The following is a 12,619-nucleotide window of genomic DNA, read 5'->3' as shown; positions in this document are numbered from 1 at the left end:
ATTGCGGCCCATGGCGAGGAGGCACCCAAGCGCGGACGCATCTGGCATAGTGGCCGGCCCCGTTTGCCATCGCCCGCTCGCCGCAATGTCGCCCAAGAAGACCTCGTTTCCGAAGCAGGATATCCGCGTGCTGCTGCTCGAAGGCATCAGCCAGACCGCCATCGACACGTTCCGCGCGGCCGGCTATTCGCAGATCGAAGTGCACGCCAAGTCGCTGCCGGAAGACGAACTCAAGCAACGCATCGCCGAGGCGCATATCGTCGGCATCCGCTCGCGGACCCAGCTCAGCGCGCCAGTGCTGGCGCAGGCCAAGCGTCTGATCGCGATCGGCTGCTTCTGTATCGGGACCAATCAGGTCGATCTGGACGCGGCCGAACTGGCCGGCATTCCGGTATTCAACGCGCCGTACTCCAACACCCGCAGCGTTGCCGAACTGGTCATCGCCGAGGCGATCCTGCTGTTGCGCGGCATTCCGCAAAAAAACGCCGAGTGCCATCGTGGCGGCTGGTCCAAGTCGGCCACCGGCAGCCACGAAACCCGCGGCAAGGTGCTGGGCATCGTCGGCTACGGCCACATCGGCACCCAGGTCGGCGTGCTGGCCGAAGCACTGGGCATGCAGGTGATCTTCCACGATATCCAGACCAAGCTATCGCTGGGCAACGCGCGCGCGGCTGCCGACCTGGGCGATCTACTGACACGCGCAGACGTGGTCACCTTGCATGTGCCGGAACTCGCCTCGACCAAGGACATGATCGGCGCGGCGCAACTGGCGCAGATGAAGCCGGGCGCGCACATGATCAACGCGTCGCGCGGCAGCGTGATCGACATCGATGCCCTGGACGCGGCGCTGCGCAGCGGCCACATCGGCGGCGCGGCGGTGGACGTGTTCCCGGTCGAGCCCAAGGGCAACGGCGAGCTGTTCGAATCGCCACTGACCATGCACGACAACGTGATCCTGACCCCGCATGTGGGCGGCAGCACGCTGGAAGCGCAGGACAACATCGGCGTGGAAGTAGCGGCCAAACTGGTGCGCTACAGCGACAACGGCAGCACCTTGTCGGCGGTCAACTTCCCCGAGGTCACCCTGCCCGAGCATGCCGAAAGCCTGCGTCTGCTGCACATCCATCGCAACGTGCCGGGCGTGCTATCGCAGGTCAACGATCTGTTCTCGCGCCACAACGTCAACATCGACGGCCAATTCCTGCGCACCGACCCCAAGGTCGGCTATGTCGTGATCGACATCGCCGCCAGCGTGGAGCAGGCGACGGCGCTGAAGGAGGAACTGGCGCGGGTGGCGGGAACACTGCGGACGCGGATTCTGTATTGAGGACTCGGGCGCGGACCATCCCCCGACACGGGATCACACATCAGCGCTCGCGCAGTTCCCATTTCTTTGCCATGCGCCGCAGCGATGGATCCAATTCGGCATCGTCGCGCAATGCGGCGATCGGGCGCCAGGCCAGAGCCAGCGACTCGACGCTGACCACGAACGCCTCGTCCGCCCCTGCGCACACCACGTAGCGCGCGTCGTAATGCCAATGGCCTGGGACATCATCGCGCGCCGGAATCCAGTGTCGATCCAGATCGAAGATGGCGCCGTCGAGCAGAGACAACCCGGACAAACCCGACTCCTCTTGCGCCTCCTTCAACGCCACCTGCGCCAGATCGCGCTGGCCATCGGCATGACCGCCCAGTTGCAGCCAGCGCCGCAGCTTACGATGGTGGGTCAGCAAGGTGCGCGCCCCGTCGGCACTGACCAACCACGCCGAGCCGGTGAAGTGACCGGCCAGGCGCGCGCGCACGAACGGATCGGCGGCATCGTCCAGCAAAACGAGAAACTGCGCCGCAAGCTCCGCCTGTTCCGGGTATCGATCGGCATATGCGTGCAACGACTGGCGTAAAGGCGATTCGGACATGCAGATTCTCGCAATCGGGCCGGCCATGGTCGGCGTGCAACGCACAGCGCAGCTTGTGGTGGCCGTCTGGCTTTGGCATGGTACGACGCCTGCGCCATCCACTCCTGGAACGGACGCATCATCACCTCAATTACCCGGGCGCCTGCCCCCCCGACCCTACCTGGGATGCACCGAATGCTGAAGTCTCTATTGCGGGTCAAGCCGATCGAACCCGCCGGCCATGTCGACGCCGGCGAACCGTTCGAGGGCAGTTTGCAGGGCGAAGCCTGCCTCAAACGCAGCCTCACCGCCAAGCACCTGATCATGCTTGGCATCGGCGCGGTCATCGGCGCCGGCATCTTCGTGATGACCGGGCAGGCCGCCGCTCACCATGCCGGTCCGGCGGTGATGCTCTCGTTCGTGTTCGCCGGCATCGCCTGCGCCTTTGCCGGACTGTGCTATGCCGAATTCGCTGCGATGTTGCCGGTTTCCGGTAGCGCGTATTCCTACTCCTACGCCACCCTCGGCGAAGGTGTGGCCTGGTTCATCGGCTGGTGCCTGGTGTTGGAATACCTGTTCGCCGGTTCCAGCGTCGCGGTCGGCTGGTCGGCCTATCTGATGAGCTTCGTCACCGGCACGCTGGGGCTGCCGTTCCCGGCGGAACTGGCCAGTGCACCGCTGCAATGGACCGGCCATGCCTTCGTCGCCTCCGGTCATCTGGTCAACCTACCGGCGGTGCTGATCGTCGCCGCGGTCAGCGTGCTGTGCTATGTCGGCGTCACTCAATCGGCGTTGGCCAACGCCATCGTCGTGACGATCAAAGTCGTGGTGATCTGCCTGTTCGTCGGCGTCGGCATCTCGCATATCGACCCGGCCAACTGGACCCCCTTCATTCCGGAGAACACCGGCCCAGGCACGTTCGGCTGGAGCGGCATCTTCCGTGCCGCCTCCATCGTGTTCTTCTCCTATATCGGCTTCGACGCGGTTTCCACCTCCGCCGGCGAGACCAAGGACCCGCAGAAGAACATGCCGATCGGCATCCTGGTGTCGCTGGCGATCTGCACGATCATCTACATCATCGTCTGTGCGGTGCTGACCGGCCTGCTGCCCTATACCCAACTCGGCACCGCCAAGCCGGTGGCCACGGCGCTGGAGCACTATCCCAGCCTGGCCTGGCTGAAGACCGTGATCGAGATCGGCGCCATCGCTGGCCTGTCCTCGGTGGTGCTGGTCATGCTGATGGCGCAGCCGCGCATCTTCTACACCATGTCCCGCGATGGTTTGCTACCGCGGCTGTTCGGCAGGGTCCACCGCAAGTTCCATACGCCCTATGTCGGCACCATCGTGGTCGGCGTGCTCGCCGCGCTGCTGGCCGGATTAATCCCGCTGGAGGTCCTCGGCGAACTGGTGTCGATGGGGACCCTGCTCGCCTTCGCCACGGTCTGCATCGGCGTGCTGGTGCTGCGTTTCACCAAGCCCGAGCTGCCGCGCCCGTTCCGGGTTCCGCTCGCACCGCTGGTCTGTCCGCTCGGCGCGGTTGCCTGCGTGTTGCTGTTCTTGCAAGCATTCCAGGAACACTGGAAGGTCTTCGTCGTCTGGACGCTGCTCGGCTTGTGCATTTATCTCTGCTACGGCATCCGCAACAGCCATCTGGCCGACAAGGCCTGATCTTCACCTGCCATGCCCGGCGTGCGCGCCGGTCTTCACGTTCGTTCCTTCGTAATGTGCGCCACGCCCGGCTGGAGCCGTTCCATGCTCAAACACCTCTTGGCCACCAAACACCCGCACGCCAGCCACGCCGATGCCGGCGGGCTGGGCCTGCAACGTGTGCTCGGCCCCTGGGGCCTGACCGCGCTGGGCATCGGCGCAGTGATCGGTGGCGGTATCTTCGTCATCACCGGCCAGGCGGCGGCCAACCATGCCGGGCCGGCGATCATGCTCTCATTCGTGCTCGCCGCGCTGTGCTGCGCGTTCTGCGCACTGGCCTATGCCGAATTCGCGGCGATGGTGCCGGTGTCCGGCAGCGCCTACACCTACACCTACGCCACATTCGGCGAACTGGCGGCCTGGTTCATCGGCTGGATGCTCGTGCTGGAATACGGGGTATCGGCATCGGCGGTGGCGGTGAGCTGGACCGGCTACTTCCTCAGCCTGCTCGACCACTTCCATATCCACCTGCCGGCAACGCTGGTCAACGCGCCACTGGATGGCAAGCTGCAGCGCACTGGGGCGATCGCCAATCTGCCTGCTGCCGGCATCGTGCTGCTGCTGACCTGGCTGTGCTATGTGGGCATTCGCAAGTCCTCGGCGATGAATATGGCGATGGTGGTGCTCAAGAGCGGCCTGATCGTGCTGGTGATCGTGGCCGGTTGGCGCTACGTGGACCCAGCCAACTGGCATCCGTTCATTCCCGCCAACGAAGGTGCCGGCAAGTACGGCCTGGAAGGCGTGCTACGCGGCGCGGCCATGGTGTTCTTCGCCTACATCGGCTTCGAAGCGGTCTCGGTCGCGGCGCAGGAATCGCACCGGCCGCAGCGCGACCTGCCAATCGGCATGATGCTATCGCTGGTCATCTGCACCATGCTGTACATCGCCATGGCCGCGGTCATGACCGGACTGGTGCCGTATACCCAACTCGGCACCGACGAGCCGGTGGTAACCGCAGTCGCCGCACACCCGCCGCTTGCCTGGCTGCGCGTGGTGGTGGAGGTCGGCGCACTGATCGGCCTGTCCTCGGTGGTGCTGGTGATGATCATCGGCCAGCCGCGCATCTTCATGATCATCGCCCGCGACGGCCTGCTACCACCCCTGTTTACCAAGATCCATCCGAACTACCGCACCCCGCACGTCAACACGCTGATCACCGGCATCGGCATCGCCCTGCTCGCCGCATTGTTCCCGCTGGACGTGCTCGGCGAACTGACCTCGATGGGCACCTTGATCGCCTTCGCCGCGGTTTGCGCCGGGGTCCTGATCCTGCGCAGCACCCAGCCGGATTTGCCGCGCCCGTTCCGCATTCCGTTGGTCTGGCCGATCTGCATCGCCGGCATCCTCAGCTGTCTTGCATTACTGTCGGCGATGACCGCGCACAACTGGCTGCTGATGGCCGGCTGGACTGCGATCGGCCTGGCGATCTATTTCGGCTACGGCTACCGCCACAGCCATCTGCGAAACGGTCCCAAAGCATAGGCCCCGAATAGTGCAGGCATCGTGCGCGCGGGGACAATACGATTGTCCCGGCTTGAGCGCGTGATTCCCGCGAGCGCGGTCATCCCAAGCGCGCCAGCAGGCCCTAAACTAAGACACATGAATGCCCTGCCCTACGACCCCGAACGCCTGCGCACGCTGGCCCAGTTGCTGATCGGCAACATCCGCGAACTGTCCCAGGCCGGCTGGACTCCAGCCACCAGCAGCAATTTTTCCCATCGTCTGGATGCGCGCCATGCCGCGATCACCGTGTCCGGTCGCGACAAGGGGCGGCTGGTGGAGGATGACATCATGGTGGTGGACTTCGACGGCCAGGCCGTGGGTCGCCCATTACGCCCATCCGCCGAGACCTTGCTGCATACCCAACTGTACCGACGCTTTCCCGAGATCGGTTGTGTATTGCACACGCATTCGCCGGTACAGACCATCGCCTCGCGCCTGTACGCGGCACAGGGCCACGTCCGCCTGGAAGGCTATGAACTGCTCAAGGCACTGCACGGCAACCAGACCCACGAGACCGCGGTGGACCTGCCCGTCTTCGCCAATACCCAGGACATGACCGTGCTAGCCGCGCAGGTGGATGCGCTACTGGACCGCAACGCGCTGTGGGGCTACCTGATCGATGGACACGGCTTGTATGCCTGGGGCCGCGACATGGCCGAAGCGCGCCGGCACCTGGACGCCTTCGAGTTCCTGCTGCATTGCGAATTGGAACTGCGCAAGCTGCGCGCGCAAAGCTAAGCGACGCCGCACCGCGCAACTGCGTTCCAGCGCCGCAACAGCCGCCCGCAGCGCACCTGCTACCCTTTTCTTCCCCGCCGCTTTCGCCTACCGCCATGAGCCGACTCCGCATCTTCGCCAACACCACTCCCGAGGCGCCACTGTTCGACAGCCGCGATGGCGATGCGATCGCCACCGAGTTGCAGAAAATCGGCGTCGTCTTCGAGCGCTGGCAGGCCAGCCAGCCGATCCAGGCCGGCGCCTCGCCCGAAGCCGTGATGGCCGCCTACCGCGCCGACATCGACCGCCTGGTGGCCGCGCACAACTTCAAGACCGTGGACGTGGTCAGCATCGCCCCCGACCATCCGCAGCGCGAGGAGATGCGCAAGAAGTTTCTCGACGAACATTTCCACAAGGAAGACGAGGTGCGCTTCTTCGTCGCCGGCTCCGGACTCTTCACACTACACGTGGACGGCAAGGTCTACGAGATCGAATGCGTGCAAAACGATCTGATCGCGGTGCCCGACGGCACGCGCCACTGGTTCGACATGGGCCCGGAGCCACGCTTCGTCGCGATCCGCTTCTTCACCGAGCCCGACGGCTGGATCGGCCACTTCACCGGCACCGACATCGCCCAGCGCTTCCCGCGCTACGAGCCAGCCCAGCGCGGCGAGGCGCACTGAACCATGGCCGGTCCGCGTGCGATCCTGACCGATATCGAAGGCACCACCAGCAGTATTTCCTTCGTCAAGGACGTGCTGTTCCCCTACGCGCGCCGTGCCCTGCCCGACTTCGTCCGCGACCACGGCCAGCAGCCGCAGGTCCGGCAATGGCTGGACGCGGTGGCCAGCGAATGCGGCGGCATCTGCACCGACGCGGTCATCGTGGAGACGCTGCAGGGCTGGATCGATCAAGATCGCAAGCACACCGCACTCAAGGCACTGCAGGGCATGATCTGGGAAACCGGCTACCGCGACGCCGATTTCACCGCGCACATTTATCCCGATGCCGCGCCGGCGCTGCGCCGCTGGCACGCCGATGGCCGCGTGCTGTACGTGTATTCGTCCGGTTCGGTGCCCGCGCAGCAGTTGTTCTTCGGTCATAGCGACGCTGGCGATCTACGCGACCTGTTTTCCGGCTGGTTCGACACCGAGATCGGCGCCAAGCGCGAGCCATCCAGTTATGCGCGGATCGCCGAGGCGACTGGCCTGCCGCCAGCGCAGGTCGTGTTTCTCTCCGACGTGGTCGCCGAACTGGACGCCGCACGCGCGGTCGGCCTGGACACGGTGCTGATCGACCGCCGCACCGATTATCCGCAACCACGTCAGGGCGAGGCCTGCAATGAGCACCATCGCGTGGAGAGCTTCGCCGACCTGGATTTTTGAGCGCACGCATGCGTACATCCGTCGCTACGTTCATCGCGTCCGTGACACCGTCGCTATGCCGCCTGCCACGGCGGTTACTGCTGGCATTCCTGTTGGTGCTGGTCGTGCCCGCCTGCCACCCCGATGCCGGCGCGGCGCCAGCAGCCAATGAAGCGCAGACACCGCAGGATCCGTTCGATCAGGCGCAACTGCGCCGCGCACTGAGCGCGCTGCAACCGCAACGTCCCGGAATCACCGACCTGTACGTGGTCGGCTTCGCCGGCGACGCCAGCGAAGACGTGTTTCGCAACGAAACGCTATACCTGCGCCAACTGTTCGCCCAGCGCTTCGGCGCCGCCGGGCGCATCGTCACGCTGATCAACCATGGCGACAATCTCGGTGCCCATGCCTATGCGCCACAGGCCTCCTACGACAATCTGGCCGACACCCTGCAACGCATCGGCAGCCTGATGGACAAGCGCGAGGATGCACTGCTGCTGTTCCTGACCAGCCACGGCACCGAGCAGCACGAGCTGTATCTGCAATTCGGCCCAGGCGAGGACGCCGAGTACGACACCATCACGCCAAAAGAACTGCGCGGGCTGCTCGACGATGCCGGCATTGTCAACCGGATCATCGTGCTGTCGGCCTGCTACTCCGGCGGCTTTGTGCCGGCGCTGAAGACACCCGACACCCTGATCATCACCGCCGCGCGCCGCGACCGCGCCTCGTTCGGCTGCGGCAACACCGCCAGCGCCACGTATTTCGGTCGCGCCTGGCTGATCGACGCGCTGGCGCGCACCAGCGACCTGATCGAGAGCTACCACTTGGCCAGCGCGGAGATCAATGCGCGCGAGCGCGAGCAAGGCGAAACGCCGTCGTATCCGCAGCTATACGTCGGTGCGCGGATCGCACCACTGCTGCGGCGCTGGCGCGCGCAATTACGCCCCATCGCGGCACCGGCATATCCCTATCCCGAGCCGGACACAGCGGTCGCGCCGCCGACAACAGCGGCGCAAACGTTCCACCGCAGCAGCACGACGACGCAGACAACCAGCCCAACCGTTCATGCCTCAGAAAAACCTGAGCAGTGAGCGCGCCTCACATCGTCGGCAGCGCCAGCAGCGGCACTCTCCCCTCGCTGATGGCATGAAAGCAGCGCCGCGACGCCACCAATAAGAACGGCTGCCCAAACGTCACCCTCGCCGATTCTAATCGGCACTTGCGATTCCGAATTTCCACACCACAAAAGCCTCGGCTTTAACGCATCTCGATCTGCACATCCGCCGGCAACGTGCGGATACGCAATTCACCGCGCTCCCATTGCGCAGACGCACCATTAACCTCGGTCCGGCCAGGTTCGCCTGGGTACGGCCAAGGCAGCACCAGGCCACCGCTAGGGATACGCATGCCATCGGAAACATTCAACACCAAGCGGTTCTTATGCCGCCGCAGTCGATAACTCAGCAGCCCATGCGCCGTGCGCAGTTGTTCGATGGACACGCCTTTGCCGTCGAACCAGTCGATCGGAATACCTGCCGCCAGCACCAAGCTGTCATCGCCATCGCGGGTGTAGGCGAACATGTCCAGCGCCGAACGCACGAAATCCGAGGCCACCCAGGCGTGCGGTAGATCGCCAAGAAAAAATGGCGTGCGCGGGGTACGCGAGACCACTTCCGCCCACTGGTTCCAGGGAGGCGGCGTGCGATCCTTGAAGAAGAACGTGGTCGCCTCCCAGGCGCGCTCGCGCCAGCCCAGCCGCACGAACGCGGCGACATTACGCCACTCGTATGGGGTGTAGTCCTTCCACGCGCGCTGACCATCACGGCGACTCACGAACTCGCCCCAGTAACGCTCGAAGGTGGCATTCAACAGTGCAGGTGGCAATCGCACCTGCTCGCCACCCGGCGCCAACGCGATGGTGCTGGAAGTAGGATCGAAATCGCCCAGTTCAGCCGACCCCGGTAGAAAATCGATGTGGTGCTGCTGCGTCGCAGCTTGCAGCGACGCATCCAGATCCTCACGGAACTGGTCGCGCGCAGCGGACAAACTGGCGACATCCTCGCTGCGGCCCAACTCGGCGGCAAGCGTTGCCGCATCCGTGTAGCCGCGCAAGGCCCAGAAATCGTCCCAGTAGGCGTGCATCGGCTTGGCCGAATAGCCTTCGTGACTGATCGACGCCGGCATCATTCCGTAGAACGCCGGATTGCGCGCACGGTTTTCCTCGGTCCGCTCGCTCAAACGCAGTTGCTCCATGTACTGATACGCGCCCAGCACGTGTGGCCACATTTGCTCCAGAAACGCATGGTCGCCGCTGTAGCGGTAGTAGTCGGCGATGGCGAAAATCAACTCGCCATGGCTGTCGTTCTCCGGCACAGGATCGCTACCGCGATCGTCCACGCAACACGGCACCATGCCATTGTCGAACTGGTAGGGCGCGTACCAGGCAAGGTAGTCGCGCACCACATCGGCGCGTCCCAGGCGCAACAGGGCGTCGGAAATCATCGCGCCGTCGCGGATCCAACTGCGCGAATACGAACGCGTGCCCGGTTGCAGGCGTGGCCCGATCCGCGAGATCAGTATGTGCGCCAGTGCCGTGCGCAGCGTATCGGCCAGGGCCTTGCCTTGCGCAGGCACGTGCAATTGCACCCGATCCAATTTTTCGTGCCATTGCGCCGCCACCTGCTGCTGCGCACGCGCCGCATCGAAGCCGAGCGGCAGCACATGCAGCCCAGTCTGCGGGATCACCAACGCCACCTCGCGCACCTCGCCCGGCGCCAGACGCCCACGGTACAGCAGTGCCCCGGAAGCCAACCCGTCGGGATCCTGCGCTTGCTGCGGCAAACCACTGCTGTCGGCAGCCAATCGTTCGATGTCCATTCCGGCGTCGAACGCGGTGGCATAGGCTGCGTCTGGCTTCTGAACCGCGAACACCCGCGGCTGGCCATCGACCCGCACCTGCGTGCCGTCGAACGCCAGCGCACGGATCGGACTGACTCCGCCGAGCGTGTTAAGGAACTGGCTGGGCGGGTTTACCTGGAACGGACGTACCGCCAACGCCAAGGTGTAATCGTGCGCCTGTTTGCTTGGATTGCTGAGCCGATAACGCGCCACCAGCTGCGACTGCTCCGGTTCGCCCTGCACGAACGCAGTCACGCGTAATGCGGCGTTGTCGTGGCGCCAGTCCACGTGGGGAATGGGCAGGTAATCGTCCTGCAAGCTCTGCGCGGCCTTCACGTCGGCCCAGCTCAGGCGCTTGCCATCCAGCAACAGGAACGGTTCGATGCTGAAGCCACCCTTGCCCACTTCGATCGTGCCGTCCTCGCCGATCAAGCCTTGTTCGCGACCGCCATCCAGGCCGACGATGGTCCAGTACGGCTGCTCTGCGCTGAAGCCACGCGGGAACCAACCGCGAGGAGATTGCGCCGCCACCGATTTGATGAAGTCGTTCGTCGTCGCTGCAAACGCCAGCGGCTGCAGCGCGATGTCGGCAATGCCATAGTGAAAGCTGGGGCCGTCCTCCAGGTCGAAGCGCACGTAGCGCGCCTCGGTTTCCGGTAGGGCCAGCCAGTCGATACCCCCGTTACCAGCAGTGACCGCGCGCAGTTCGCGCCAACTGCTTCCGTCGATCGAACCCAGCACCTTGTAGCGCGAGGCATAGACACCAGGCGCCCACTGCACCTTGGCACCGCCGAATTCGCGCACCTTGCCCAGGTCAAGCATCACCGTCTGGGTCTTGGCGTTGCCGCTGTACCACACGGTATCCGGCTTGCCGTCGGCAATCCGCTGCCTCAATGCCGGTGCGGTGTCGGTGCTGACCTTGACCGTCAACGGCGAGGTATCCTGCGGCGGTAACGGGATCAAACGCAGTTGATCGAAGCACACCGTGCCGGCACCGCCAGCCTGGTTGTAGATGGTGAACTCGATTTGCGCGCTGCGCTTGAGTTCTTTTTCCGGACTCGGTCCCCAGGCCTTGGCGATCTGCCGCTTCTTGAAACTAACCGGGCTCCATTGCGTGGGAAAATCGTAGCGCGGTCGGTTGACCCACCACACATTGTCGCCGCTGGCATCGATCAGTTTGAACTGCAGGTCGTTGCGCGGCGAATCACCCCGCAACTGGAACGCGAACTGGTAATTGTCCGGGTACTCGATCGACAACGCTCGACGGATGCTGGCATAGCCGGACACCCCGTTGAAATCGTAGTCCAGACACACGGCCTTGGCCCGGCCACCGCCGGGTGCCTGAACCAGTCGGGTGGAGGCAGTGACCTGATTGGAAGCGACGATCTGCCAGTTGTCCAGATTATTGAAACTGTCCAGCGTCACAGGCGCACTCGGCGGCGCAGCGAAGGCATGCACCGCCATCAGGCCACAAATCGCCAACACTGTCCTTACAGCCGCCATATTGCGCATCGCACCTCTCATGTCTGGTTATCCTGCTTCCGTTACCTGAGCGCCGCTGCGCTTCATGCCTGACCACCACAGCCTAAAGGCCGATGGAGGGAAGCCCTCGGCCACTGTTCCCACCTGTGGCGACGAGTAGCAGATGGCGTGTGCTTGCCTATGCGCACCGATGGAAACAAGCGCTGCGCCTCAGCCCTTCACGCTACCAAGCAGCAAGCCCTGGATGTAATAGCGCTGTAGCGCCAGGAACAACGCCAGCACCGGAATCACCGTCACCACCGCGCCGGCCATCATCATTTCCACGTCCATGATGTGCTCGCGCGACAGTGCCGCCAATGCCACCGGCAAGGTGTAGTGTTCCTGGTCGGTCAACACGATCAGCGGCCACATAAAGTCGTTCCATGCGGCCATGAAAGTGAAGATGGTCAACGTCACCAGCACAGGCTTGAGCATCGGCAACACGATCTGGAAAAAGATGCGCAGTTCGCCAGCACCGTCGATGCGCGCCGCTTCCAGCAACTCGTCCGGGATCGAACGCGCATACTGGCGCACCAGAAAGATGCCGAACACCGTCGCCAGCGCCGGCACCACCACGCCACCGAAGCTATTGACCAGATGCAATTGCTTCATCAACAGGAACAGCGGCAGCATCGCCACCTGCGCTGGGATCACCAACGCCGCCAACAGCACCTGAAAGATCCGCTCCTTGCCGACGAAACGTAATTTGGCGAAGGCGTAGCCAGCCATAGTATTGATCAGCAGCGAGCTTAGCGTGATCGCGCACGACACCAACAGGCTGTTGGCGAAATTGCGTGCCATACCGGTGTGCGCGAGCAACTCGCCATAGTTGTCCAGCGTGGCGCCACTGGGCAATAACGGCGGTGGAAAGTGGCTGGCCTGCCCGGCCGGCATAAACGACACCGACACCATCCACAACAGTGGCGTCAGGCTGAACACGGCGAGCAGCAGCAGCCCGCCATTGACCAGCAGCGCATGCCAACGCGAAGCACCGATCTCCCGGCTCATGCC

Annotated in this window: 10 protein-coding genes; 7 read left to right on the top strand and 3 right to left on the bottom strand. The window is 64.1% G+C overall.

The window, feature by feature from the left end; all coding sequences use genetic code 11:
• Positions 1 to 85 precede the first annotated feature (85 nt).
• The gene (serA, locus tag XaFJ1_RS06300; protein WP_045756813.1) at positions 86 to 1,327 is read left to right on the top strand and encodes a phosphoglycerate dehydrogenase; all 1,242 of its coding nucleotides are present in this window, start codon (positions 86 to 88) and stop codon (positions 1,325 to 1,327) included.
• A gap of 40 nt (positions 1,328 to 1,367) precedes the next feature.
• On the opposite strand, the gene XaFJ1_RS06295 is transcribed toward serA, so the two are convergent.
• Entirely contained in the window at positions 1,368 to 1,916 is a 549-nt protein-coding gene (locus tag XaFJ1_RS06295; protein WP_012915836.1) for an NUDIX hydrolase, read from the bottom strand.
• 174 nt (positions 1,917 to 2,090) lie between these two features.
• Here XaFJ1_RS06295 and XaFJ1_RS06290 point away from each other — a divergent pair, with 174 nt between their 5' ends.
• The 6 genes from XaFJ1_RS06290 to XaFJ1_RS06265 all read left to right on the top strand — a co-directional run bounded on the left by XaFJ1_RS06290 (position 2,091) and on the right by XaFJ1_RS06265 (position 8,280).
• Positions 2,091 to 3,563, top strand: a complete 1,473-nt coding sequence (locus tag XaFJ1_RS06290; protein ID WP_012915835.1) for an amino acid permease — start codon at positions 2,091 to 2,093, stop codon at positions 3,561 to 3,563.
• An 84-nt stretch (positions 3,564 to 3,647) separates the two neighbouring features.
• Positions 3,648 to 5,084, top strand: coding sequence for an amino acid permease (locus XaFJ1_RS06285; protein WP_012915834.1), 1,437 nt, complete (start codon positions 3,648 to 3,650; stop codon positions 5,082 to 5,084).
• Between the two features lie 117 nt (positions 5,085 to 5,201).
• A complete protein-coding gene (locus XaFJ1_RS06280; protein WP_012915833.1) occupies positions 5,202 to 5,843 on the top strand; it encodes a methylthioribulose 1-phosphate dehydratase in 642 nt (213 codons plus the stop codon).
• A 95-nt stretch (positions 5,844 to 5,938) separates the two neighbouring features.
• A complete protein-coding gene (locus tag XaFJ1_RS06275; protein WP_012915832.1) occupies positions 5,939 to 6,505 on the top strand; it encodes a 1,2-dihydroxy-3-keto-5-methylthiopentene dioxygenase in 567 nt (188 codons plus the stop codon).
• A 3-nt stretch (positions 6,506 to 6,508) separates the two neighbouring features.
• Positions 6,509 to 7,207 carry an acireductone synthase gene (gene mtnC / locus XaFJ1_RS06270; protein ID WP_012915831.1) on the top strand — a complete coding sequence of 233 codons (699 nt, stop codon included), beginning with the start codon at positions 6,509 to 6,511 and terminating at the stop codon, positions 7,205 to 7,207.
• An 8-nt stretch (positions 7,208 to 7,215) separates the two neighbouring features.
• The gene (locus tag XaFJ1_RS06265) at positions 7,216 to 8,280 is read left to right on the top strand and encodes a C13 family peptidase (protein WP_045756812.1); all 1,065 of its coding nucleotides are present in this window, start codon (positions 7,216 to 7,218) and stop codon (positions 8,278 to 8,280) included.
• Between the two features lie 166 nt (positions 8,281 to 8,446).
• Here the strand turns inward: XaFJ1_RS06265 and XaFJ1_RS06260 are convergent, their stop codons facing one another.
• A complete protein-coding gene (locus XaFJ1_RS06260; protein ID WP_425509569.1) occupies positions 8,447 to 11,611 on the bottom strand; it encodes a discoidin domain-containing protein in 3,165 nt (1,054 codons plus the stop codon).
• Between the two features lie 168 nt (positions 11,612 to 11,779).
• Positions 11,780 to 12,616: a carbohydrate ABC transporter permease gene (locus tag XaFJ1_RS06255; protein WP_045757245.1), complete on the bottom strand. Its 837-nt coding sequence runs from the start codon at positions 12,614 to 12,616 to the stop codon at positions 11,780 to 11,782.
• Between the last annotated feature and the right edge of the window lie 3 nt (positions 12,617 to 12,619).

Source organism: Xanthomonas albilineans, assembly GCF_009931595.1.
Taxonomy (GTDB): Bacteria; Pseudomonadota; Gammaproteobacteria; order Xanthomonadales; family Xanthomonadaceae; genus Xanthomonas_A; species Xanthomonas_A albilineans.
The sequence above is the reverse complement of the archived record's forward strand: the minus strand, read 5'-3'. Positions and strand labels throughout refer to the sequence as shown.

Excerpts from the sequence above, each read along its gene's own strand:
- XaFJ1_RS06290 (WP_012915835.1), top strand. The coding sequence starts at position 2,091 with ATGCTGAAGTCTCTATTGCGGGTCAAGCCGATCGAACCCGCCGGCCAT.
- XaFJ1_RS06275 (WP_012915832.1), top strand. The coding sequence starts at position 5,939 with ATGAGCCGACTCCGCATCTTCGCCAACACCACTCCCGAGGCGCCACTG.
- XaFJ1_RS06285 (WP_012915834.1), top strand. The coding sequence starts at position 3,648 with ATGCTCAAACACCTCTTGGCCACCAAACACCCGCACGCCAGCCACGCC.
- XaFJ1_RS06265 (WP_045756812.1), top strand. The coding sequence starts at position 7,216 with ATGCGTACATCCGTCGCTACGTTCATCGCGTCCGTGACACCGTCGCTA.
- XaFJ1_RS06295 (WP_012915836.1), bottom strand. The coding sequence starts at position 1,916 with ATGTCCGAATCGCCTTTACGCCAGTCGTTGCACGCATATGCCGATCGA.
- XaFJ1_RS06260 (WP_425509569.1), bottom strand. The coding sequence starts at position 11,611 with ATGAGAGGTGCGATGCGCAATATGGCGGCTGTAAGGACAGTGTTGGCG.
- mtnC (WP_012915831.1), top strand. The coding sequence starts at position 6,509 with ATGGCCGGTCCGCGTGCGATCCTGACCGATATCGAAGGCACCACCAGC.
- XaFJ1_RS06255 (WP_045757245.1), bottom strand. The coding sequence starts at position 12,616 with ATGAGCCGGGAGATCGGTGCTTCGCGTTGGCATGCGCTGCTGGTCAAT.
- serA (WP_045756813.1), top strand. The coding sequence starts at position 86 with ATGTCGCCCAAGAAGACCTCGTTTCCGAAGCAGGATATCCGCGTGCTG.
- XaFJ1_RS06280 (WP_012915833.1), top strand. The coding sequence starts at position 5,202 with ATGAATGCCCTGCCCTACGACCCCGAACGCCTGCGCACGCTGGCCCAG.